The 24,181-nt window shown below is 33.6% G+C and carries 22 protein-coding genes; 16 read left to right on the top strand and 6 right to left on the bottom strand.

The genetic code is table 11. From position 1 onward, the window contains the following. Positions 1-5 precede the first annotated feature (5 nt). The 11 genes from R9X47_RS20260 (at position 6) to R9X47_RS20310 (ending at position 10,684) form a co-directional block, all read left to right on the top strand. Positions 6-164 (top strand): hypothetical protein, encoded by a 159-nt coding sequence (locus tag R9X47_RS20260; RefSeq protein WP_432662897.1) that lies wholly within the window; start codon positions 6-8, stop codon positions 162-164. A 1,031-nt stretch (positions 165-1,195) separates the two neighbouring features. Beyond that, the gene (gene aroF / locus R9X47_RS20265; RefSeq protein ID WP_432662898.1) at positions 1,196-2,209 is read left to right on the top strand and encodes a 3-deoxy-7-phosphoheptulonate synthase; all 1,014 of its coding nucleotides are present in this window, start codon (positions 1,196-1,198) and stop codon (positions 2,207-2,209) included. A 5-nt stretch (positions 2,210-2,214) separates the two neighbouring features. Then, positions 2,215-3,069 carry a prephenate dehydrogenase gene (locus tag R9X47_RS20270; protein ID WP_432667673.1) on the top strand — a complete coding sequence of 285 codons (855 nt, stop codon included), beginning with the start codon at positions 2,215-2,217 and terminating at the stop codon, positions 3,067-3,069. Position 3,070: 1 nt separating this feature from the next. After that, positions 3,071-4,135 (top strand): 3-dehydroquinate synthase, encoded by a 1,065-nt coding sequence (aroB, locus tag R9X47_RS20275; RefSeq protein ID WP_432662899.1) that lies wholly within the window; start codon positions 3,071-3,073, stop codon positions 4,133-4,135. Between the two features lie 32 nt (positions 4,136-4,167). Continuing rightward, positions 4,168-5,466 carry a 3-phosphoshikimate 1-carboxyvinyltransferase gene (gene aroA / locus R9X47_RS20280; RefSeq protein WP_432662900.1) on the top strand — a complete coding sequence of 433 codons (1,299 nt, stop codon included), beginning with the start codon at positions 4,168-4,170 and terminating at the stop codon, positions 5,464-5,466. Continuing rightward, the gene (gene aroC, locus R9X47_RS20285) at positions 5,447-6,538 is read left to right on the top strand and encodes a chorismate synthase (RefSeq protein WP_432662901.1); all 1,092 of its coding nucleotides are present in this window, start codon (positions 5,447-5,449) and stop codon (positions 6,536-6,538) included. Before aroA ends, aroC begins: the two co-directional genes overlap by 20 nt. After that, on the top strand, positions 6,535-7,695 hold the full coding sequence (locus tag R9X47_RS20290; protein WP_432662902.1) for a chorismate mutase: 1,161 nt from the start codon (positions 6,535-6,537) through the stop codon (positions 7,693-7,695). The genes aroC and R9X47_RS20290 overlap by 4 nt, the downstream gene beginning before the upstream one ends. Positions 7,696-7,725: 30 nt before the next feature. Then, the gene (gene aroE, locus R9X47_RS20295) at positions 7,726-8,538 is read left to right on the top strand and encodes a shikimate dehydrogenase (RefSeq protein WP_432662903.1); all 813 of its coding nucleotides are present in this window, start codon (positions 7,726-7,728) and stop codon (positions 8,536-8,538) included. Between the two features lie 186 nt (positions 8,539-8,724). Next, complete coding sequence (locus R9X47_RS20300) at positions 8,725-9,231, top strand: shikimate kinase (RefSeq protein ID WP_432662904.1); 507 nt, start codon at positions 8,725-8,727, stop codon at positions 9,229-9,231. 24 nt (positions 9,232-9,255) lie between these two features. Next, on the top strand, positions 9,256-9,693 hold the full coding sequence (aroQ, locus tag R9X47_RS20305; RefSeq protein ID WP_432662905.1) for a type II 3-dehydroquinate dehydratase: 438 nt from the start codon (positions 9,256-9,258) through the stop codon (positions 9,691-9,693). A 67-nt stretch (positions 9,694-9,760) separates the two neighbouring features. Then, the gene (locus R9X47_RS20310; RefSeq protein ID WP_432662906.1) at positions 9,761-10,684 is read left to right on the top strand and encodes a DMT family transporter; all 924 of its coding nucleotides are present in this window, start codon (positions 9,761-9,763) and stop codon (positions 10,682-10,684) included. 177 nt (positions 10,685-10,861) lie between these two features. On the opposite strand, the gene R9X47_RS20315 is transcribed toward R9X47_RS20310, so the two are convergent. After that, positions 10,862-12,235, bottom strand: coding sequence for an MATE family efflux transporter (locus tag R9X47_RS20315; protein WP_432662907.1), 1,374 nt, complete (start codon positions 12,233-12,235; stop codon positions 10,862-10,864). A gap of 152 nt (positions 12,236-12,387) precedes the next feature. Between R9X47_RS20315 and R9X47_RS20320 the strand changes: the two genes are divergently transcribed. From R9X47_RS20320 to R9X47_RS20335, 4 genes are all read left to right on the top strand, one after another. Then, entirely contained in the window at positions 12,388-12,828 is a 441-nt protein-coding gene (locus R9X47_RS20320; protein ID WP_432662908.1) for a MarR family transcriptional regulator, read from the top strand. A gap of 377 nt (positions 12,829-13,205) precedes the next feature. After that, positions 13,206-14,255: a leucine-rich repeat domain-containing protein gene (locus R9X47_RS20325; protein WP_432662909.1), complete on the top strand. Its 1,050-nt coding sequence runs from the start codon at positions 13,206-13,208 to the stop codon at positions 14,253-14,255. 115 nt (positions 14,256-14,370) lie between these two features. Continuing rightward, positions 14,371-15,546, top strand: coding sequence for a M48 family metalloprotease (locus R9X47_RS20330; RefSeq protein ID WP_432662910.1), 1,176 nt, complete (start codon positions 14,371-14,373; stop codon positions 15,544-15,546). 70 nt (positions 15,547-15,616) lie between these two features. Further along, positions 15,617-16,516, top strand: coding sequence for a DUF4846 domain-containing protein (locus R9X47_RS20335; RefSeq protein ID WP_432662911.1), 900 nt, complete (start codon positions 15,617-15,619; stop codon positions 16,514-16,516). 219 nt (positions 16,517-16,735) lie between these two features. On the opposite strand, the gene R9X47_RS20340 is transcribed toward R9X47_RS20335, so the two are convergent. The 5 genes from R9X47_RS20340 to R9X47_RS20360 all read right to left on the bottom strand — a co-directional run bounded on the left by R9X47_RS20340 (position 16,736) and on the right by R9X47_RS20360 (position 22,084). Then, positions 16,736-17,902 (bottom strand): M20 family metallopeptidase, encoded by a 1,167-nt coding sequence (locus R9X47_RS20340; protein ID WP_432662912.1) that lies wholly within the window; start codon positions 17,900-17,902, stop codon positions 16,736-16,738. Between the two features lie 73 nt (positions 17,903-17,975). After that, positions 17,976-19,139, bottom strand: coding sequence for a M20 family metallopeptidase (locus tag R9X47_RS20345; protein WP_432662913.1), 1,164 nt, complete (start codon positions 19,137-19,139; stop codon positions 17,976-17,978). Next, the gene (locus R9X47_RS20350; protein ID WP_432662914.1) at positions 19,140-20,378 is read right to left on the bottom strand and encodes a M20 family metallo-hydrolase; all 1,239 of its coding nucleotides are present in this window, start codon (positions 20,376-20,378) and stop codon (positions 19,140-19,142) included. Between the two features lie 19 nt (positions 20,379-20,397). Further along, positions 20,398-20,814 (bottom strand): OsmC family protein, encoded by a 417-nt coding sequence (locus R9X47_RS20355; protein WP_432662915.1) that lies wholly within the window; start codon positions 20,812-20,814, stop codon positions 20,398-20,400. A 79-nt stretch (positions 20,815-20,893) separates the two neighbouring features. Next, positions 20,894-22,084, bottom strand: a complete 1,191-nt coding sequence (locus R9X47_RS20360) for a hypothetical protein (RefSeq protein ID WP_432662916.1) — start codon at positions 22,082-22,084, stop codon at positions 20,894-20,896. A gap of 173 nt (positions 22,085-22,257) precedes the next feature. Between R9X47_RS20360 and R9X47_RS20365 the strand changes: the two genes are divergently transcribed. Then, entirely contained in the window at positions 22,258-24,126 is a 1,869-nt protein-coding gene (locus R9X47_RS20365) for a helix-turn-helix domain-containing protein (RefSeq protein ID WP_432662917.1), read from the top strand. Positions 24,127-24,181 lie beyond the last annotated feature (55 nt).

Raw genomic sequence — 24,181 nt, forward strand, 5'->3', positions numbered from 1 at the left:
TAATTATGACAAATATAATAGTTGGATTGGTGATTATAGTAATTATTAGTTTATCTATTGCAAAGATTGTTAAGGAAAAGCGAAACGGCGCCAAATGTATAGGTTGTCCGAGTGCTGGAGCAAATCATAAAAGTAAAAGTAATTGTGGTTGTAATACAAAATAAATAATATGGTTCTTTGTCAATAGTTGGAGCAGGATTACATGTAATCCTGCTCCATTATTGTATTAGTGCCTGTTTTTAAAATTTAAAGTATTGATAGTTGATAAGTATTATAGTTTTTAATAATACATAGGAAATTACAAACCTTTTCAAGTCTAAGATAACTCTATAATTTCCGTTATGTGTATAAGCAAAGTCCACTTTGAGAATCTTTATAAAAGACTTTGCTCTAATTAAAGCTTCAAAAGCAGTTAAAAAGTCTAAGAATTTGAAATAACTGCTTCAAATAAAGTAGATAAGGTATTATCTAGCAGATGACTTGTATTACTTATATTTTGGCTTTTGTAATCAGCCTGAGTTTTATAGTATAAAGTTATTCGTTTTGGTAAATCTAAGATTAATCGATTTTTTATAAAGCCATTTTCTTGGGTATATTTATTCAATGAAGTGAATTATTAAAAAATTTTATATTATAGAAATTTATTTTAAATTTTCAAAAAGTTATTGACTTCTATTTCGTATCTGATATAATCATTTTCAATATTAAAATTTTTGAAATGCAAAATCAAAGAATTATGTATTTCATGATTCCATTAAAATTTTATTTAGAAGGAACATAAGTCATAGATTTTGAATACATTAATACAAAACTTGGAGGCAATCAAAATGGATAAACTTATTAGAAAGGTAAACGCAGAACAATTTTATAGCTTTTTTTCCTTTTACTGGGGCTATTATTTTTACTTTTATTTTAGCGCTGGGTATTTGTTTTGCAATAAAATATGGAGAAACCTTTCTAATGAGAATAGGAGAAGTAAATTATTATTGTGTGGCATAGGGGTATAGAAAAGCTTACTATAACCTTTATAAAAACATAGATAGTAAATCCAGAAGACTCATTAGATGAGTCTTCTTTTTTTTTATATTATACAAATGAATAGTATATCTTTCTGCAGAAGATATTGTTTTTAGAGTAAAACCCATGGGATTGTAATAAAAAATAAAAAAAGTTCATTATGAGAGGAGAAAGTGAAGTGATTATAGTTATGAAACCAGGAACACCAATAGAGAAGATAGATAAGATTAAAAGAAAAATGGAGAGTTTAGGATGTGGAATCCATGAGTCAAAGGGAGAAAATTACCATTTGTTAGGGCTTGTAGGAGATACAAGTAAGATTGATCCATCGCAGATTCAAGCTAATAGAAATGTAGAGAAGGTAATATTTGTACAGGAGCCATACAAAAAGGCAAATAGACTTTTCCATCCACAAGGAACAATAGTAAAAATAGGAGATAAACAGATTGGTGGCAACAAATTCTCTGTTATAGCAGGACCGTGTTCTGTAGAGAATGAAGATCAAATTGTAAGTATTGCTGAAGAGATTAAAGAAAGTGGAGCAAGCTTTTTAAGAGGAGGGGCATTCAAGCCAAGAACTTCACCATATAGCTTCCAAGGATTAAGGGATGAGGGACTTGACCTTCTTAAAATAGCGAGAGAGAAAACAGGACTTCCAATAGTTACTGAGCTGATGTCACCAGATAAAATTGAAAAATTTGTTGAAGATGTTGATGTGATTCAAATCGGAGCAAGAAATATGCAAAATTTTGATTTACTTAAGGAAGTAGGTAAAACAGATAAGCCAGTTCTACTAAAAAGAGGGATGTCAGCAACAATCGAAGAACTATTAATGGCTGCCGAGTACGTTATGTCCGAGGGAAATGAAAAAGTTATTTTATGTGAAAGAGGAATAAGGACCTTCGAAAAATATACGAGAAATACATTAGATCTTAGTGCAATACCAGTAATAAAGAAATACAGCCATTTACCAGTAATTGTAGATCCAAGTCATGCGGCAGGCCTATGGTGGTTAGTAGAACCTCTAGCTAAAGCAGCTGTAGCAGTTGGTGCTGACGGGTTGATGGTTGAGGTTCACAACGACCCTGCAAATGCTAAATGTGACGGGCAACAATCGATTACTCCAGAGAGATTTAGAAATCTAATGGTAAAATTAAAGCAGCTTGCAAGTATAGAAAATAAAGAAGTATAGGGGTGGTGGTTTTGTTAGAATTAGACTTTAATATCACAATAGTAGGACTCGGGCTTATCGGTGGATCCTTTGCAATGGCACTTAAGGAGCTAAATCCTAAAAATCTCTGGGCAGTAGATATTGATGAAGAGGTTATAAAAACTGCCGAAAAGATGAAAATAATTGATAAGGGATATACTAATCCCGAGATTCCTTTAAAAAAATCTGATATAGTAATAACATGTATATATCCAAATCTAACGGTAAAGTTCATAAGGGACAACATGGAAAACTTCAAATCAGGGGCAATTATAACTGATACCGCTGGAATTAAAGAAAAACTAGTTAGAGAAATATGTGCGACTATTAGGGAGGATGTAGACTTTATTGGAGGTCATCCCATGGCGGGAAGAGAGAGTAAAGGATTGGGATTTGCTACTAAGGATATCTTCAATAATGCAAACTATTTAATAACTCCTACCGATAAAAATAAAGAGGAAAATATCAAAAAAGTTGAGGAACTTGTAGAGGCGATCGGATTTAAAAATATAGTAAAATTAGATTGTAAGCAGCACGATGAAATCATTGCCTTTACAAGTCACCTTCCCCATATAGTGGCTTCAGCCCTTATCAATAGCGATAGTAGAAATGATACAAAGTTTTTCGTTGCTGGAGGCTACAAGGATGCTACAAGGGTAGCAAGAATTAATGAAGAACTTTGGACTGAGCTTATTATGGATAATTATGATAACAATTTGAAACAGATTGAGATATTTGAAAACAGTATAGCTAATTTCAAGAGGGCTATAATGAATAATGATAGGGAGAGCCTAAAGGCCCTATTTAGGAAGGGTAGTCAAAAAAGGGAGGAATTAATCTAGTATGTGTACTTTAGAGGTGAATCTTCCACAAAAACAATATTCTATAATCATAGAAAGAGGAATTCTAGGGAATATTGGTGGAGAAATCAAAAAGATATACAGAGGTAAAAAGATTGCCATAATAACTGACTCCAATGTTAAGGCCTTATATGGCAAAGAAATAATTAACTCCCTAAATGAACATGACTTTGAAACTAAAATTATTGTCATAGAACCCGGAGAAAAGAGCAAATCCTTAGATGTAGCTAAAGATATATATGAAGAACTTTTAGCCTTTGAAATAACAAGGGGAGATATGATAATAGCATTTGGTGGTGGAGTCGTTGGAGATTTAGCGGGTTTTGTAGCTTCTACACTCCTAAGGGGAATACCATTTATACAAATTCCTAGTAGTCTTCTAGCTCAAATCGATAGTAGTGTAGGGGGTAAGGTGGCGGTAAACCTACCTCAAGGTAAAAACCTTGTTGGAAGTTTCTATCACCCAGAGGTGGTCTTCATAGATCCTGAACTTCTAAAGACATTGGATAAGAGATTTTTATATGATGGAATGGCTGAAGTAATAAAATATGGATGCATCAGAGATAAAGGGTTATTTGAGAAACTAATGAAAATCAAAGATGAAGAAGAATTTTTTGATAATATGGAAGAAATAATACAAAGTTGCTGCACTATAAAAAGAGATATAGTGGAAAGGGACGAAAAGGATACAGGCGAAAGAATGCTTCTAAACTTTGGTCACACAATCGGTCATGCTATAGAAAAGCATTTTGGATATAAGAAATATACTCATGGCGAAGCAGTAGCAATGGGAATGTATAATATTACGAAAAAGAGTGAAGAACTGGGTATAACAGATGAGGGTACAGCAAAACTAATTGAAGAAATAATCATTAAATATAATCTGCCCTTTGAAATGCCAGAGACAAATAAAGAAAAGATCATAGGAGCTATTGGACTTGATAAGAAGAACAAAGGGGATAATTTAAATATAGTATTATTGCATCGAGTAGGAGAGTCCTTTATAAAGAAGATAAATAGAAAAGATGTAGATAAATATTTAATTTAACTAAGAATGCATATTTGAAAGGGGAGATAACAGTGAATACTGTTAAAATATATCCGAGAAAGCTAAGGGGCGAAATAAAAATTCCTCCATCAAAAAGCCTTAGTCATAGAGCTCTAATATGTGCAGGTCTTGCCGATGAGGTAAGTGATGTAGATAATCTGATTTTTTCAGAGGATATTAAAGCTACCATGAATGGAATGAGGGCTTTAGGAACTAGTATTGAATGTATAGAATCTAACTCAAATGAGGAAACATATTGTGTTACATTAAGGGGGAATTCTGATGTTGAGGCCTTCAATAATGAGATAGACTGTAAAGAGTCTGGGTCTACATTAAGATTTCTTATCCCATTTGCTGGAATAACCGGTGATGAAATAAAATTTACTGGTAGAGGTAAACTTGTGGAAAGACCTCTAGATACTTACTATAGAATATTTGACGAACAAGATATAGAATATAGAAATGAAGATGGAAAGTTACCACTGAGCGTAAGAGGAACCCTTAAACCGGGAACATTTAAAATCGAAGGTAACATCAGTTCTCAATTTATAACTGGACTTATGTTTGTTTTACCACTATTAAATGGAGATTCAAAAATAGAGATAACTACTGAACTTGAATCCAAGGGATATGTTGATTTAACCCTTGATATGTTAAAGCTTTTTAATATAGAAATTGAAAACAAAGATTATAAGGAATTCCATATAAAAGGAAATCAAAAATACAAAAGTAGATACTACAGAGTCGAAGGTGATTTTTCTCAGGCTGCTTTTTGGATTGTAGCAGGATTGCTTGGTAGCGATATTAAGTGTAGAGACCTAAGGATTGATTCACTACAAGGTGATAGGGCAATATTAGAAATCGTAAAGAACATGAGTGGAGACCTTAACATAAAGGAAGATGTGATTGAAGTTAATGAATCAGAAACTAAGGGAACTGTAATAGATGCTTCACAATGCCCAGATCTTGTACCAGTTCTTGCAGCCCTTGGATCTGTAAGTAATGGAACTACAAAAATAATCAATGCTGAGAGACTTAGAATAAAAGAGTCCGACAGATTAAAGGCCATTTCAACTGAGCTTAATAAGCTAGGAGCAAATGTACAGGAACTAGAGGATGGATTGCTTATTGAAGGAAAAGAAGAACTAATCGGAGGTACAGTAGATAGCTGGAATGACCATCGAATTGCCATGGCATTAGCTGTAGCTTCTATTAAATGTACCCAGCCTGTTATAATTACTGGTAGTGAAGCAGTAAAGAAATCATATCCTGATTTTTGGAAAGATTTTATGAGTCTAGGAGGACAGATTGATGAGCAGTATGTGGGGTAAAAATATAAGGATTTCAATTTTTGGCGAATCCCATGGAAAGGCAATAGGAGTAGTTATAGATGGACTTCCTTCAGGAATAGAACTAGATATGGAGTACATTAATAAGGAAATGAAGCGAAGGGCTCCAGGAAGAAACAAGATATCTACACCTAGAAAAGAAGGCGATAGCTTTGAGATATTAAGTGGATTTTTCAATGGAAAAACCACAGGAACTCCCCTTTCATCCGTGATATTTAATACGAACCAAAGATCGAGGGATTATGAAGCTGCAAAATCTTTACTCAGACCCGGTCATGCAGATTATACAGGTTATGTAAGATACTCAGGCTTTAATGACTATAGGGGTGGGGGCCATTTTTCAGGAAGATTGACTGCTCCATTAGTATTTGCAGGAGCTGTAGCAAAGCAAATCCTTGAAAGAGATAACATTATAATTGGAAGCCATATTAAAAGCATAGGAAATATAGAAGAGGAATCTTTTGATCTAGTGAATATTGATGATTCCTTATTAAAGAGTCTAAGGGATAAGGAATTTTGTGTTATAGATGATGAAAAGGGAAATGAAATGCAGGAGCATATTTTAAAGGTAAAGGAAGAGAAGGATTCCGTTGGGGGAGTTATAGAGGCAGCTGTGGTAAATCTACCTGTAGGAATAGGATCACCGATGTTTGAAGCCGTAGAAAGCAAGTTAGCCCAAATACTTTTTTCTATTCCTGCAGTAAAGGGAGTAGAGTTTGGGATCGGGTTTGATATAACAAAGATCAGAGGCTCTGAAGCAAACGACGAATTATATATAGATGATGGTGACATTAAAGCATATTCAAATAATAATGGTGGAATACTTGGCGGGATTACAAATGGAATGCCGATAATATTTAGAACTGCAATTAAGCCTACACCTTCTATCGGTAAGAGCCAAAGAACAGTTAATGTATCGAAGGGTGTAAATACTAAACTTGAGACGGAAGGGCGCCATGACCCATGTATAGTACCTAGAGCAGTACCCGTTGTTGAAGCTGCCACAGCTTTAGCATTACTTGACTTGATGATGGAAAAGGATGGATTATTATGAATGAGCTAGATAGACTTAGGGTTGATATAGATAAAATTGATAGGGAACTTGTGGCTCTATTCGAAAAGCGGATGGAGACGGTAATTAAAATAGGTGAATACAAGAGGAAAAACAATATACCGATATTTAACCAGGCTAGGGAAATAGAAGTTTTAAATAAGAATGTTTCTAGATTGAAGAATCGTGAGTTTGAAAATGAAACTAGAGAATTTTTAAACAAGGCCATGGAAATAAGCAGAGAGGTACAAAGAAAATATATAATGAACATGGCAGTGGACGGTTATTTAGGCCATAAAAATATATCGAAGAACTATCATTCATGCGGCTTAGATCACGAATTAAGAGTTGGATACCAAGGGGAGCCCGGTGCATTTAGTAAAGAAGCTTTAACAGAGTATTTTGGAGATGGAGCAAAGACGGTTAATGTGAAAGAGTTTGAAGATGTATTTAAGGCCCTTAAAAACGATGAGATTGACTATGGAGTACTTCCAATAGAAAACTCTTCTACCGGTGGAATTGCGGAGGTATATGATTTACTAAAGAAATATGGGTTCTACATTGTGGGAGAAAGATGTATAAAGGTTCAGCATAATCTTGTAGCTTTAAAAGATGCTGAAACAGATGATATTGATGAAGTATATTCCCATCCCCAAGCATTTAAGCAATGTAGTGAGTTTTTTAAAGACTATCCAGATCTAAGATTAATACCATATAAGAATACGGCAACAAGTGCAAAATATATAAATGAAGAGAAATCTAAAAATAAGGCTGCTGTCTGTAGTCATAAAGCAGCTGAGTTATATGATTTGAAGATAATTAAAGAAAATATTAACTATAATACGAAGAATTACACTAGATTTATAATGATAGGTAAGGACTTAGAGGTTCAAGAAGTCTCTAATAAAATCAGCATAGTAACTACAACTGCCCATACGCCTGGATCATTGTATAGAACTTTGGGATATTTTATGGAAAACAACCTTAATATGATGAAGATCGAATCAAGGCCGATTCTAGATAGGTCATGGGAATATTTCTTTTATATAGATTTTAGTGGTAACCTAAATGATGATGCGGTTAAGAGATCCATTGAGGCTATTAGAAAAAACAGCACCTACTTTAAGTTATTAGGCAACTATGTGGGGCATAGGATATAATCAGCATTAAATTGGAATAGGTGGGATAAAATGAGTCTTTTATTTGGTCTTATAGGTGAAAAATTAAAGCACAGTTTTTCTCCAGCGATACATTCAATAATATTTAAAGAACTTAATTTAGATGGACATTATCAATTATTTGAGGTCAAAAAAGAAGAATTAAAAAATGCAGTATATGGATTGAAGGCACTTGGTGCTAAGGGAGTAAATGTGACTATTCCATATAAGGTAGATATTATGGAATATTTGGATGTTATATCCGAGGAATCTAAAAAGATTGGTGCTGTAAACACCATATGTTTCAAAGATGATAAAACCTTTGCGTACAATACCGATTATTTTGGTTTTGGTATTATGCTAAACAAATTTAATATTAATATAGAAAATAAAAAAGCTGTTGTACTAGGTACAGGAGGAGCAGCTAAATCCGTGTTACAATACTTAATTGACAAAAACATTGGAGATATAACCCTTGTAAGCAGAGATAGAAATATGGGAAAAGAGAAGTTTACAGATTATAGGGTAATATCCTATGATGATATAAAAGAGACAGGTAAGCAAGATATAATAATAAATACTACACCGTGTGGAATGTATCCGAAGACCAATAATTCGCCCATTAAAAAAGAAGATATATCAAACTTTGATGTGGCAGTGGATTTAATTTATAATCCAATTGAAACCCTATTCCTAAAAGATGCTAGAGAACAAGGTATTAAAACAGTAAATGGACTATATATGCTTGTTGGGCAGGCGGTAAAAGCTCAGGAGCTTTGGAATGAAATAGATATTAGCGGTGAAGTAATTGATAGGATATATGAGAGAATAGTTGAAAGTATTTAATATAGAGATAATCAACTTTAAGGTTTAATAAATTTCAAAGAAAAAATGTAGAAGCTTTCATTATTTTCTTTGAAATTTATTTTGAGTGTTAATGTTGTTTATCTATAGTAGATTTTATTAATTCTAGAGAAATGATTTTTTTTGTGGAACTTGCAACTTGGACTCTAGAAAAGGTGGTTATAAATCATGCAAAACAATAATAAAAACATAGTACTTATAGGTATGCCTGGATGTGGCAAGACAACGATAGGAAAGCTTTTATCTCAAAGATTGAATATGAAATTTTGTGATGTAGACCATTATATAGAAGAAAAGGAAGGTAGATCTATACCGGATGTATTTAAGGATGATGGAGAAGCATATTTTAGAAAATTAGAAACCAGTGCAGTAGAAGAAGTAAGTGAGCACAAAGACTATGTAATATCATCGGGTGGAGGGGTAGTGAAATTTCCTCGTAATATGGAAGCTCTCGGGAAAAATGGTATAATTATATTTATTAATAGATCAGTTGAAGAGATAATATCCGATGTAGAAACAGAAGGTCGTCCTTTGCTAAAGGATGGAAAGGAAAAGCTTTATAAATTATATGAAGAAAGAATTGAATTATATAAGAAATATTGTGATTATGAAGTAAGAAATGATGACAGTATGAATGATGTAATAAATAGACTTCTAGAGAGTCTGGAACTTTAAAGCTTTGCAAAGGAGTTGAAAAACTTGAAAATCCTGATAATAAACGGTCCAAATATCAATTTTTTAGGTATAAGGGAAAAGAGTATTTATGGTAATACAACCTATGAAGAGATGTGTAAGTATCTTAAAGAAGAAGCTATGAAATCTGAAATAGATGTTGATATTGTTCAAAGTAATATAGAAGGAGATCTAGTAAATTATATCCAAGGTGCCTATGGAAAATACGATGGAATAATAATTAATCCAGCTGCCTATACCCACTATAGCATTGCAATATTAGATGCACTAAAGGCAGTTGGGATTCCTGCCGTTGAAGTACATATCAGTAATGTCCATGCTAGGGAGGAGTTTAGGAAAAAATCCGTTACCGTACCTGCTTGTATTGGACAAATAAGTGGGTTTGGAATATATGGATACGTTATGGCTATGAAGGGTTTAATTAATCATAATAGTGGTGTATAATAGAGGTGTTTGATATAAATACTTAGCGAGGTATATTTATAAATACACCAAAAAAGGGGATAGCGGTATGGACGGAAAGAAAACATTGCCACTAATAGCCATAATAGCAACTTCTATAATCTGGGGGTTGTCATTTTTAAGTATGAAAGTAGCTGTAGGTGTTTTACCACCGATGACTCTAGCACTTGTTAGATTTTTAATTGGATCAGTTGTATTATCAATAATTTATCTGATAATGGAAAAGGAAAAGAGACTGAATAAAAAAGACATTCCAATGTTAGCTTTGTCAGGATTTATAGGAGTAAGTGCTTACTTTTATTTTGAAAACAACGGAATTCAGTATATATCAGCATCCTCAGCTTCAATAATTATTGCAGCTATACCAATTTTCACACTAATTGCAGAAATAATATTTCTAAAAGCAGAGTTAACAAAGAAAAAGGTCATTAGTGTTATTGTATCCTTTGCCGGAGTGTATTTGATTGTAGGATTTAATAGTGGAGGAGGTTCTGCAAACTCCTTGAAGGGATATCTATTGATGTTTGGGGCTGTTCTTGTATGGGTGGCCTATAGTATTATAACGAAACCATTATACAAGAAATACTCTCAGATAGCCATTGTATATTTTCAGACGCTATTTGGGACCCTTTTCTTAGTCCCTTTTGTTCTTTTTGAAACGACTAATTGGAGTCTAATAGATAACACGATAGTTTTAAATGTTATTTTTCTAGGTATATTTTGTTCGGCAATAGCCTATTACCTATACATTTATGCAATGGATTACTTAGGCGTTTCTACAACATCCTTATTTCTAAACTTACTTCCCGTTGTAACCGTGATAGCGAGTTATTTTATATTGGATGAAAGAATAAACTTTTACCAGATTATTGGGGGAGTATTAGTAATCTTTGCAGTGTATTTTGCAAATACTAAGGATAAAAATAAGGAAAATGAACTGACCCAAGAAGAAACCGTTGAAATAGTTTCATAGATTGAATAAAAATACATTTTAATAAAGAATTTAATTTTTTACTTTCATAATAAAAAACACTATGAATTTCAGTTATTCATAGTGTTTTTTGCTGTATTTAATACAAATGACGATGGTGTCTTTAAAAACATTGACTGTTTCATATTTTTGGAAAGCATATTGATGATGAACTAAACACTATCCTGCTAATTTGATTTTGTCCGTTTTGTTTTCTGCTTCATAAGGACGCCTAACATCCCTGATTAATACTATAAGTGTTAATACAATTGTAATAGCATCAGCAACTGGTGTAGACAACCACACACCTGTTAATCCAAAAAATTGTGGTAGGATTATTACAAGGGGAATCAATAATACAAACTGTCTTAGAGATCCTAAAATAATTGCCTCTTTGCTCTTAGCTATTGATTGGAAGTATGCTCCCCCAATAAATCCTATACTTAATACTGGTAGCATAAGAATATTATATCTTAATCCTGTAACCGCCACTGACATAGTGCTAGACTCTTTACTCAAGAACATAGACATAAAGCTTTCAGGAGATAATTGTAGAGCAATAAATACTAATATAGCAAATATAGATGATGCTATAACACTTAATGCTAGAGTTTTGTTTACTCTCTTTTTAAGCCTTGCTCCATGGTTGTAACCTATTATTGGTTGCATACCCTGTTGAATACCTATCATTGGCATTATAAATAGAGTCGATAGACTACTTATAGCTCCCATGGCAGTGATTGCTGCATTTCCTCCGTAAGTGATCAATGAACGGTTTAGGAATATGGAAGCTACACTTGCTCCAATTGTTGATAAAAATGAAGTAAAGCCTATACTAACTATGTTTTTAATTTCTTTAAATTTAGGAATAAAAATTTCCTTTGTGATAGATAACATACTTTTCCCTCTTAAATAGAAAGCCATTAAAACTCCAAACCCTATTATTTGACCTGTAATAGTTGCTATAGCAGCCCCTTTAACTCCCCAGCTAAATATACCTATAAATAAATAGTCAAGAATAATATTTGTTATTGCACCAACTAACATCGATATCATAGAAAGCATAGGATAACCTTCTATTCTTACAGAGCTACTTAAAATAAAGGATGTCATTTGGAATAAGAATCCAATTAAAATAATACTCATGTAATCAGTACCATAGGGAAGCAAGGTTGAATCTGCTCCTAATAAAGTTAAGATTGATTTCATGTTTGGATAACACACTATCATGAGCACAATAGATACAATACTTCCCAGAGTTAATACGTTACCAAAGGTTTGACTTGCTCCTTCTTTATCACTCTTTCCAAGTCTGATGGACATAATTGAAGCACTACCTGAGCCTATTAGACTAGCAAAAGCTATAATTAGCATCATCATTGGAAAGGTAACAGTTAAGCCCGCTAAAGCATTTTCACCGGCATATTGACCTATAAATATTCTATCAACAATATTGTAAACGGCGTTAACTATCATGGCGATTATTGCAGGAACTGAATATTGAGTAAGCAATTTACCAATAGGTGCAGTCCTTAGTTGTTTAGTTTTATCCATTCTTACTACACCTCGATTTCTAATTGGTTTTAATTTGAACTATTATGATGATAACATCAATTGTTAAATGTGTCAAATAGTTTTTTTTTGAACTATATTCTTGAATGGACAAAATGATGTGTTATAATAAAACTAAGAAGAGGTGATAAAAAGTGTTTGATATTGATATCAGTAGCATTTTTGAATTAGATTATATTATAGAGAAGACATTCTTTTCTAAGTTGAAGGATAATTTTGATTTTCCCGAGGGAATTAAGGATACTCATATAAAAGCGCTTATTATTATTAAGCACGCTGAAAAAGTAACTATGTCCCAAGTAAGTCAAAGGTTAAACCTTGTAAAGGGAGCTTTTACACCTGTTGCTAATAGATTAATAAAATTTGGGTTTGTAGAAAAAATAAAAAACGAAAAGGATAAGAGAGTGAGCCATTTAATCTTAACTCAAAAAGGTGATGAATTTATATCTGAGTTACTTGAAATACTCTCTAATAGTATTGTTAAAAAGATAAAGAAATTGAGTGATGAGGAGCGAGATGCTTACTTTGCAGCTATTAAATTTGTTTTAAGTACGACAAAAAAAATATCTGATTAACTGTTAAACAATATATGTAATAGTGTGGAGTAGATGACACGGGTTATATGCTTTAAAAGATGAATAAAAGAATATGAGATATATTTAAGTAAAGAGGAAGACTAGGTTTATGAAGAATAAGAGAATTCTTCAAGCCTAGCTCTTTTTTACTTTATAATTAAATCTAGGATAGCAATAATGTGATAGAAAAGTGAGTAACAAGTAATTTTAGAGGAGAACTTAATTAAATATAGAATTAGATAATTGAGTAAATGAAAAGATTGTCAATTATGTAAACTATGACCACAAATATACATGTTGGTATGTAACAAGTAGATTAGATAGGCTATTCTATAATATAATAATTCTAAGAACAGATTTTAAAGGGGAGTAGGTCTATGGATGAGGAAATCAAACAAGACTATAAGAAAAATATATTAATGTATTTAAGTGCATTATTAGTAATACTAATCCTATATCCGTTTAATTTTCTTAATTATTTTTCTTTTGCAATGCTTATATATTTTGGTGTATACGGTCTTCAAAATTTATTACTTAAAAGGACTTATAAAAAAGAGTTGCTACTGTTATGGGGAATAATAATATTAAATTTGATTCTAGATAGATCACAAATTATATACTTAAGATTGGATATTCAAATAGCAGTTTATTTTGCAATACTAGCTATTTATTACGTATTTAAAGATGGTTCAAAATATAAATGGGTGAAAATATTATCTATTGTTCTTATAATCCCATTAGCCCTATCTATAAATACATATATGAGAAAAGATGCATTGATAAAGGATAGAGGGCTTGAACAGTGTGTAAAAGAAAAACTCAAAGAATCTTGGAATACAAAAAGTATAACTCAATCTAACTTAGAGAAGATAGGATATCTATCTATAGGAAGCTTAGATCATGTATATAGCCTAGAGGGATTAGATAATTTAATAAATTTAGAAAAGTTACGTTTACGCAATGCTAAAAGAATTAGAGATTTTAATGTATTAGTTTCTTTGCCTAATCTAAGAAAGTTAGCTTTAGATGAAGCGATATTGGATAACTTATTAAAAGCAGGGAAATTAAATCATTTAGAAGAATTAAATCTTGATGATTGTAAAGTAAATAATAGACTGACAAAGGAGCAATTTCCGAAACTTAGAAGATTGGAAACGTGGGGACTAGATTTGAATGATTTGTCACTAATTAAAGAATTAGACACCCTTGAAGAGCTAGATTTGGACTTTTGTAAAATTGGCAGTTTAAATGGGATAGAAAAGCTAAAGAACCTAAAAAGGCTAGTAATTTACAAAGCAGAGATAGAAGATATTAGCAAAATAAAAGAATTAGAATCGCTAGAAGAAATACGTATTATGAAAAGTAAGGTTCAAAATATGGAGATGATTAAAGAACTCCCAAATATAAAAAAGTTAGAAATCAGATAGAGTAGTCTGTCTCTAATATTGGGAAGTTATAAAAGGCCTCATGTATATAATGCTTATAAAGTTAGTATATAGCTTAGAAGGTTAAAATAAAGTATAGGAAATATGGAGGTGTACGATGGATTTCATAGAAGGTATAGCTACAATCATTATGATAGTATTTTTTGTATTTTCTTTTGCGATTTTTTGTGGAGGAAGTGCTATTATTTCTTTGGTTAAAGTACATATTGTGAAGAAGAAGCTTAAAAATAATGAAGCAGTTGATGAAGCTATTTATGCGGCAAAGATGTTTGCTATATATATTCAAACCCCTGTATATATTCTCTCTTCTTTCATATATGGTCATATAATAGGTTCAAGTACAGTGTCCGCAGAATATTGGGAGTTATTTGGTATTATTTTATTTAGCGGAGTAAGTTATATGATAGCTTTGATTATAGATAATATGGTTTATCACAATACCCAGAGGCTAACAAGAAAAAACGTATCAACAATAAAGGAAAAAATATGGGCAATTATAAAATCAGTTAGTATCATTACAGCTTCGCTAGAAGTGATGTTTTATATAAATAGAGTTGTTTCTAATAATGAAGTAGTAAATAGTATGTTTGGAATGCTTTCATTTACTATAGTACCATTTATATTTTTTATGTTAATTATAATATTTATGCCTAATATAACGAAGCATATGTTAAAACCAAAACCGTTGGAGGATAGTGATTTAACAGAAAGATTGAATAATTTTGTAAAGAAATTGGGCTTCGATAATGTAACTTTTTATGTTTTGGCAACAAAAAAAAGGCAGCATGCGAATGCCTTTGTGTATAGTGTACTTAAGAAAAATATATATCTGACGGAATATTTGATAGATAATCTCTCAGAAGAAGAAATAGAAGCAATAGTCGCTCATGAAATAGGACATATAAGTAAACATCATTTATTAATTAGAAAAATAGTGCATGTAATTGCTACTTTGCCTATTTGGCAAGCCATTATAATGCTCAATAAGGACAACATATTAGGGGCATTTATAGCAATAGCAATAACTTTCATGTTGATATTTATAATAAAATACATCAACAGAGCTCAAGAGAATCAAGCTGATGATTATGTTATCAAGGAAAGTGGAGTAGAGCCGATGACTTTTGTGAATTCACTAATTAGATTAAATAAGCTAAACAATTCTGTACGAAAGCTCAATAAAGTAGATGAAAAATTGAAAAGCCATTTAGGTATTGAGAAAAGAATAAAGAGAATTATGGAAACAACAACCGAAGGTGTTTATGTGGAGTAAATTGACTAGATTAACTGTTTTATTAATATAATACTTATAAAGGCAATATATAACTTAGGAGGATAGTAAATTGAAGTCATTAGTATGTTTCATTTTGAGTTTAAGCGTTCTTACAGGATGTGGCGTAAAGGAACAATCAGAAAAGCTAGATGTAGATGTTAAAGAAGAACAGAATGAGAAGGTCGTAGCCACGCAGGAAGTTAAACCAAGGATAAAGATAATAAATAAAGAGGGTACAGTGTTAGCTCAAAGATTTAATGTACCTAAAGGATACAGAAGAATTGAAACTGAGGAGGGTTCCTTTGCCCGATATTTAAGAAGTTTAGAGTTGAAACCTCATGGATCAAAGGTATTGTTTTACAATGGAAGCACTAAGGAAAACCGCGGTGTATATGAAGCTGTAGTTAATATGGACATAGGCAAAAAGAATCTACAACAATGTGCCGATGCAATTATGAGGCTTAGGGGTGAGTATCTATACGGTAGAGGCGATTACGATGAAATTCATTTTAACTTCACCAATGGATTCAGAGTAGACTATAGTAAATGGATTGAGGGCTACAGGGTAAAGGTCAATGGAAACAATACTAGCTATATAAAGAAAAGTCAAAAATCCAATACATATAATGATTTTCGAAATTATATGGAGCTAATATTTATGTATGCTGGGACATTGTCATTGTCTAAGGAGCTTGAGGCTGTAGATCTTGAAAATATGCAAATTGGTGATGTTTTCATTCAAGGAGGAAGTCCTGGACATGCTGTTATAGTAGTCGATATGGCTGTAGGTAATAAATCTGATAAGAAGCTTTTTATGCTGGCACAGAGCTATATGCCAGCTCAAGATATACAGATACTAGCAAATCCTAAGGATGATGATATGAGTCCATGGTATCCTCTAGAGGATGTAGAAACAATAGTTACGCCAGAATGGACATTTAATAAAGATAATCTAAAGAGGTTTAGATAAGTATATAAAGCCTAAACTTTTATAGTCTAGGCTTAAGACTGTTGACAAACCCGAATTTCTTCGTTGTGGCTTCAATCAAGAACCCTTACGTATGTCTGTATACGCTTCGGTCTCTCGCTTTCAGCACGCCTCGAACTTCAGATTTCTCAACAGCCTACCATCCTGTTGACTTTGTCAACAATCTGAAGCCTAGACTTTTATAGTCTAGGCTTTAATAATTTAAAATTTCTCAAGAAAATCCAGAGCAAACTTAAAATACAATTCAGTACCTATAGCCAAACTGTCTTCATCTAAATTGAATCTTGGATGGTGATGAGGAAAATCTGCTTCCTTTTCAGCACTACCGGAGCCTACGAAGGCTATCAAACCTGGCACTTTTTCTAGGTAGTAAGCCATATCTTCACTTCCCGTTGTCTTATCTAACTTAACTAAACCTTCTTCTCCAAGCATGCTTAAAACAGTTTCTTTAGCTAGAGAACAACATTTTTCATCATTAATGGTTGGAGGAGTTCCAAAAATATATTGAAACTTTGCCTTAGCTCTGTATGTATCGGCTGTATTTTTGACATATCGTTCTATTATTTCTGGAAGCTGTAATCTTATCTCTGGGTCAAAGCATCTTACGGTTCCCTCAAGGTGAGCCTCGCCAGCTATAACATTAAATCTTGTTCCGGACTTAAGTGATCCTATTGAAAAAACAACCGTATCTAGAGGATTTATCTCTCTGCTGATGACTGCTTGCGTGTTCATAACTAGGGATGAAGCAACGACTACAGCGTCAACGCCCTGATGGGGCATAGATCCATGACCACCCTTACCAATGATGTCTATGATGACATGATCTCCAGAAGCCATTCTAGGACCAGGATCTACTGATACCTTTCCAGTCTCAAGACCTGACCATAGGTGAAGACCAAATAAGCCGTCAATACCATCTAATACACCTTCATCAATCATTTTTTTTGCACCTTGAACCATTTCTTCTGCCGGCTGGAAGATCAGTTTAATAGTTCCTTTAATGGAGTCTTTAATTTCGTTTAAGGCCTTAGCAGCACCTAAAAGCATGGCGGTGTGACCATCATGGCCACAGGCATGCATTACCCCTGGATTTTGAGATTTATACTCTATATCATTTGTCTCAGTGAGCTCAAGGGCATCAATATCTGCTCTTAGGGCAACAGTTTTGCCAGGCAGTCCGCCTTTTATAATACCGACAACTCCTGTGCCAGCCATTTCAATATAAGGAATTTCCATGCATTCTAGTTCTTCTTTTACTCTCTTTGATGTTTCAAATTCACCCCAGCTAGGCTCTGGATTTGCATGAAAGTGTCTTCTGAGCTTTATAACGTAATCCCTTTGATTTTCTAATAATTTTTTATAGTCCATTCCAATCCCTCTCATCTATATAGAATATGAAGCATAAACAATTCATTTGAGATTTGCATAAATAATTTAAGGTCTATTTATTCAAGAAATCAATAGCAAATTGAGCGTATAATGCAGAAGCAGTTTCAAGAGCATCTTCATCAATATCAAATCTAGGATGATGATGGGGGAAGTACTCAAGTCTCTTTTCGTTTCTTGCACCAACAAAGGCAAAGGCTCCCGGAGCTTTTTGTGTAAAGTAAGAGAAATCCTCTCCGCCTGTGGTTTTCTCATAGGTTATCAGACCATCTTTTCCACTTATTTTTTCAACTGCACCTTCAGCTATAGCCGACATTGCAGGATCATTTATTGTAGGGATAACAAGCTGCTCATAGTCTAATTTAGCCGTTGCTCTATAACTTTTAGCAGTATTTTCTGCTGCCCTTTTAATCATTTCCTCAAAGGCATCATTAACTTCCATACTAAAGCATCTAGTAGTTCCTTCAAGATAAGCTTCACCAGCGATAATATTAAACCTCGTTCCCGAATTAAATATGCCTACACTTACTACGGCTGGATCTAAAGGACTAATTTCTCTACTAACAAGGCTTTGGAGGTTCATAACTATTGCTGAGCCAACAAGCAATGCATCTACGCCCTGGTGGGGCATAGAGCCATGACCGCCTTTTCCAGTAACATTTATCTTATATATTCCAGCGGAGGCCATACGTGGACCAGCTTCTACAGAGACCTTTCCAACCTCGGCATCATTCCATACATGAATGCCAAAGATTCCATCGACACCCTCCATGACACCTTCTTCTATCATTTTCTTAGCTCCCTTTGCAATCTCTTCACCCGGTTGAAAGATCAATTTCACAGTTCCTTTTAGCTCATCCCTCATATCATTTAATATTCTAGCTGCCGTAAGTAGTCCTGCGGCGTGGGCATCGTGACCGCAAGCGTGCATGAGTCCATCAACCTTTGACCTGTATTCTGTTTCGTTGGCTTCTGTTACCTCAAGGGCATCAATATCGGCTCTAAGGGCTATAGTCTTGCCTTCCTGAGCTCCTTTAATGATTCCGACTACTCCGGTTCCAGCTACTTTGCTACAATCTATTCCCATTTTTTCAAGTTCTTCAACTATTCTATTTGAGGTTCTTTCTTCCTTCATACTAGGTTCAGGATTCATATGAAACTCTCTTCTCAAATCAATAGAATATTGCTTATATTTCTTTGCCAGTTCTTTAACACTCATTTAAAGCGCCTCCCCTTTATCAAGTACTGTATTATATATAACCTCAATACCCCTTTGTAAGTCTTCATAATCAGTCCATTCCTCTGGACAATGGCTTCTGCCATCCTTACTAGGGACGAAAACTAAACCAACATCTGTTATTGCAGACATAATCATTGCATCGTGTCCTGCACCACTAAGCATTTTAATGTATGAAAAGCCACTTGATTGGGCATTTTTTTCAAGACTTTTTATTATTTCCTCAGACATTTTAACTGGACTTACATCCAGCATTTCTACTATATCTAACTCTACGCCAGAGCCTGTAGTTTCTGCCCTCAAAGCTTCAACAATTTTATTTTTTACTTCTTTTATACAATCGGAGTTCTTAGATCTGATATCAACAGTGAATACAACTTCTCCAGGGACTATATTAGCTGCTCCTGGTTTGATATTCAGTACGCCAACGGTAGCTACAGTACCTTCCCCAGCATCCTTGGCATAGCCATCGATTTTGCAAATAACCTTAGATGCTGCACTAAGAGCATCTGATCTCATATGCATTGGAGTAGTACCAGCATGGTCAGGTCTACCCATTAGTATAACTTTGAATTCATTAATACCAACTATGAAATCCACGATACCTATATCCTTATTGCTTGACTCTAAAATAGGACCCTGTTCAATATGAAGCTCAATAAAGGCCTTTATATCATTAGGATTCCTTATGGCTTTTCCAATTTCCTCAGGATTAAAGCCAAAATCTCTTAAGGCCTTAGCCATAGATATACCGTTTTCGTCCTTATTATTATGTAACTGGTCTACTGATACTTTACCAATCATTGCTCGACTTCCAAATACACCAGAACCGAATCTGCCGCCTTCTTCCTCAATCATACCGACAAACTCAATAGGGTACTTAGTTCTGACATTATTTTCTTCAAGCACTCTCATGATCTCGAGAGCCATGACTATACCAGCGGGGCCGTCAAAATTACCACCATTTTTTACAGAATCAAAATGTGATCCTATCATGATTACAGGAAGAGTGCCATCGACTCCACTGCGCCTGCCGAATATACTACCGGAAGGGTCTTCATAAATATTTAGACCGAGCTTTAACAGCTCATTTTTTATATACTCCCTTGCTCCTCTGTCTTCAGGCGTAAGGGAAAACCTTGTAAGACCTTGACTGGGAGTGGCATTGAATTTTGAGAGCTCTTCGATATCTCTTTTAATTCTACCTAGATTTGTTTTCATAATATTTACCTCCAAAATCCTATAGTATCAAGATTTCATGAACTATCTTTGCTGATTTTGATAGAATGGCGCTAACATTGCAGTATTTTTCTTCAGATAATTTTACTGCCTTTTCTAGTTTATCTATATTCAAGTTTTCGCCCTTGAAAGAAAACCTGAGTTTTATTTCCTTATATGTTTTTGGAGTTCCATCATCGGTTTCTCCTATTACTTCTACATTTATACTTTCAATTCCTACCCTCATTTTATCAAGAATCATTTTCACGTCTACTCCCATACACCCACCAAGCCCTACTAGAAGCATTGGCATTGGAAGAAATCCTTCATTATTGCCGCCAGCGGAGGGACCGACATCCATAAATACTTCATTACCGAATTCATCAACTGCTTTAAACTTCATCTGACCTTCCCAGGAACAGCTTATTTTATGGTCCAAAATAATTCCTCCTTTTTTCATATAGAGAACACCCCTAGAGTTAAAGAGGTGTTCGGCCTATAATGAATAAACTTTAAACTTACAATAGATTAGCGAAAATGCCGGCAATTATTACGGAGACAATTGTAACCGTTGTGAATCCACCAACAAGCATTTTAGGAAGCATTTCATCCATAAGAAATTTATTTTCCTCTTCGTTTTCGGCAAGGGCCTTTGCAGCTTCCTCTGTAAGAATGTAGTTTGGAGGGAATCCGTAAAGGGCTGTAAGGGCTACAGCAAAGGACATTTCCTTAGTGTATCCTAATCTCTTGCCAACAAACATTGAAAGAATGCACATACCGAATACTCCTAGAAGTATTATTCCCGCAAGAGGAAGAGCAATCTTACCAAGCATTGCAGGTGTAGCCTTGGCAAGGCCTGCAAATACAAATGCCATAAGACCAGTAATCAAGAATCCAAAGGAACTTGAAAGATTAAGAGGTCTTTGCTCTACAAAACCTAGTTCCTGGGCAATTACACCAAAGAAAAGACACATTACAAAGGGTGAAATATTAACCATAGGCTTGATCAAGTTAGCAAAGCTTACGGCAACCCAAGCAGTTATACCTAGTTTTGCAAGGATGATATAGGTAGTAGTATACTTTTCTGGAAGAGCAGGTATGAGTTTTTTCTTGGTAGTGGCTTCTTTAGCTGAAGCGATTTCATCAACATTAGAAGTACTAAATTCACCACCTTTAAAGCCATTCAAAAGTCTTGTGCCCTCTTTTTTCAGCATAAGGGCTGTAAGAGGATAACCAATGAAGCCTTGCATTACATAAGTAACAATAGCGAGTACTGCTAGATCCTCCATACCCAGTGCAGTAGCGGCTTCAGACATAATGATTGCAGCAACAATACCACCCGTAAGTGGAGGAGTAGCTATTACAACTGTTTCCCAACCAAAAAGAGCTCTACCTATTGTAAGGGTGAGGAGACAAATACCTACAATACCAACTAGAGCAACGGTAATGGTTTTCCACTGGCTGATTAATTCCCTAACAGTTAACAGTGTACCCATATGAGTTATCAATAAATACATGGATAGGTAAATGATTGGCTTTTGGAATCCTGCAAGAGCAACAACGTCTTGAGGCAAGAAAGTCCAAAATCCAAATAGGAATAGTAATGCGGCAACAAAAACCGATGGAATAAATGCTTTTGATTTAGTTGACACTATGTCGCCGATAGATAAAATCACTAGAACGACAGAAAATGCCATTAATAAACTCATGTGTAAACCCCCTTATTTTAATAATTGAACTTATATTCTAAATATTCTATCAATTTTATCTACGATTTTCTATGTTGTCAGCAACAAAATTTTATAGACAAATTTGGTGTATTTTAATATGATGAGAGTAAGGAAAATATAAGATAAAATTTTATATTAGGAGCATTTATTATATGGATAATTCATTGAAAAAAATAGATAAACTGCAGGAGTTATTAGAAGCTAGCAAGCTGCTAAATTCAACTCAAGATACAGATTATATATTGAACTTTCTACTAAAAAAATCTCTAGACCTAATAAAGGGTGGAGATACGGGAGTAATTTTTCTGTATAATAAGGCTACTGGGTTGCTGGAGATTAGAGCTTTTATAGGATTTGATGACAATATTGTTGAGGTAAACTTATATCCAGGAGAGTCAATGACCGGAATTGCATTTTTAAAACAGAAACCAATATTTTTCAGTAATTCAAAGGAAATAAATGAGGCCATGGGGACCATGCGCGAGAAAAATAAGAGCATATTAGAAAATTCTTTAAATAAAAAGCCTAATGAGCTTTTAGGTTCAATATGTTGCCCTTTAATATATAGAGAAGAATGTATAGGGGTAATAGTCATAGATAATTTTGAAAACAATGGTGTACTTACACAGGAGGATGTATCTCTCTTAGAAGCTATATCTGTACAGGCAACTATTGCTATAATTAATGCGCAAAACTATGAAAAGCAATTAAAAAATAATGATGAACTAGAAAAATATAATAAAATGCTGGAGCTCGAAAGAAACAAATATAGATACTCTACGGGATTACATAGTAAATTCACAGAAATGGTACTAAATGGACTCAGTGTTGAGGATATTCTTTCTGAAATAACTTCATTACTAAGTAGAGATGCGTTTATTATTGATTTGTTCTACAATGTTTATAACTATAGCTTTAGTTACTATACTAATCTAGATAATGTTAAAGAAATAATTCGTGATTTAATAAAGTATTTACGGGAGAATGAGAAATCTAGCTATTATAATAATGATAAGGATATTTACTTTTATTTTTCACCTATAATGGTGAATATGGATACCCTAGGTTGGCTTTGTATTGTATCTGATAATGACGAGTACTCGGAATTAGATAAGATTACAATTGAAAGAGGTGTAACTATACTTGCCCTAGAGCTTTTAAAGATTAATGAACTTAGCCATATGGAGCAAGCCCTTAAGGGGGACTTTCTTGAAAGCCTTATCATGAATCAAAATAAGGATTATATTGTGAAATGCTCTAAAAATTATAGATTTAGTTTTAAAAGGAATCATAAGATAATTATCATTGAAGTGGAAAGAGACGAAGGGGTTATTAGCCAAGAAAAATATGAAAAAGAATTAAAGAAATATATAAAATATTATTATAATATTATAAATGAAAAAATAAATAGGTCTTTTTCAAACTCTATAACTATGATCAAAGGAAATAAGATCGTTGTCATATTAGAGTTAAACAATGACTACAGTAGAAAAAAAATAAAAGATTTCTTAGATAATATTGTTACAGAAAATAATATAAGTTTTTTCAGTAGATACGGCAAAAAGAAGGTTAGGGCCGGAGTCAGTGATGAGATAAGTAGATTAGATGATTTTAAGACATCATACTATAATGCAATACAAGCCCTTAGAATGACTGATGAAATAGAAGGTGAAAATCTATATCTTTTTTATGATGACCTGGAAATTAAGAAGTTTCTTTTAAAGAATGATAAAAGGGACCTTGAGTATTTTATCATAAAGACCCTAGGACCTCTTTTAGACTACCAGAAAAACTCAAGAAATGAATATCTTGATACCATTAGAATTTATATCAGAAGTAATGGGAACTGGACCTATACAAAGGATTATCTTCATATCCATGGAAATACCTTAAGCTATAGATTGAAGAGAATAATGAATCTACTAAATGTTGATTTAAATGATTATGATCAGAGGCTTAGACTTCAAATAGCCTTTGAAATACTTGATATACTTCCATCTACTGATAAAATGAATAATTAATAAAAAGATAAACGGGTTAAGAAAGATTTTTCACAACTCGTTTATCTTTTACTAA

This window comes from Wukongibacter baidiensis, from assembly GCF_050888315.1.
Taxonomy (GTDB): Bacteria; Bacillota; Clostridia; order Peptostreptococcales; family Caminicellaceae; genus Wukongibacter; species Wukongibacter baidiensis.

What these genes read in the sequence shown, in the direction of transcription:
- R9X47_RS20325 (WP_432662909.1), top strand. Translation starts at nt 13,206, where the DNA reads ATGGATGAGGAAATCAAACAAGACTATAAGAAAAATATATTAATGTAT.
- R9X47_RS20340 (WP_432662912.1), bottom strand. Translation starts at nt 17,902, where the DNA reads ATGGACTATAAAAAATTATTAGAAAATCAAAGGGATTACGTTATAAAG.
- aroB (WP_432662899.1), top strand. Translation starts at nt 3,071, where the DNA reads ATGTGTACTTTAGAGGTGAATCTTCCACAAAAACAATATTCTATAATC.
- R9X47_RS20315 (WP_432662907.1), bottom strand. Translation starts at nt 12,235, where the DNA reads ATGGATAAAACTAAACAACTAAGGACTGCACCTATTGGTAAATTGCTT.
- R9X47_RS20260 (WP_432662897.1), top strand. Translation starts at nt 6, where the DNA reads ATGACAAATATAATAGTTGGATTGGTGATTATAGTAATTATTAGTTTA.
- R9X47_RS20330 (WP_432662910.1), top strand. Translation starts at nt 14,371, where the DNA reads ATGGATTTCATAGAAGGTATAGCTACAATCATTATGATAGTATTTTTT.
- R9X47_RS20310 (WP_432662906.1), top strand. Translation starts at nt 9,761, where the DNA reads ATGGACGGAAAGAAAACATTGCCACTAATAGCCATAATAGCAACTTCT.
- aroC (WP_432662901.1), top strand. Translation starts at nt 5,447, where the DNA reads ATGAGCAGTATGTGGGGTAAAAATATAAGGATTTCAATTTTTGGCGAA.
- R9X47_RS20300 (WP_432662904.1), top strand. Translation starts at nt 8,725, where the DNA reads ATGCAAAACAATAATAAAAACATAGTACTTATAGGTATGCCTGGATGT.
- R9X47_RS20360 (WP_432662916.1), bottom strand. Translation starts at nt 22,084, where the DNA reads ATGAGTTTATTAATGGCATTTTCTGTCGTTCTAGTGATTTTATCTATC.
- R9X47_RS20290 (WP_432662902.1), top strand. Translation starts at nt 6,535, where the DNA reads ATGAATGAGCTAGATAGACTTAGGGTTGATATAGATAAAATTGATAGG.
- R9X47_RS20345 (WP_432662913.1), bottom strand. Translation starts at nt 19,139, where the DNA reads ATGAGTGTTAAAGAACTGGCAAAGAAATATAAGCAATATTCTATTGAT.
- R9X47_RS20350 (WP_432662914.1), bottom strand. Translation starts at nt 20,378, where the DNA reads ATGAAAACAAATCTAGGTAGAATTAAAAGAGATATCGAAGAGCTCTCA.
- R9X47_RS20365 (WP_432662917.1), top strand. Translation starts at nt 22,258, where the DNA reads ATGGATAATTCATTGAAAAAAATAGATAAACTGCAGGAGTTATTAGAA.
- aroE (WP_432662903.1), top strand. Translation starts at nt 7,726, where the DNA reads ATGAGTCTTTTATTTGGTCTTATAGGTGAAAAATTAAAGCACAGTTTT.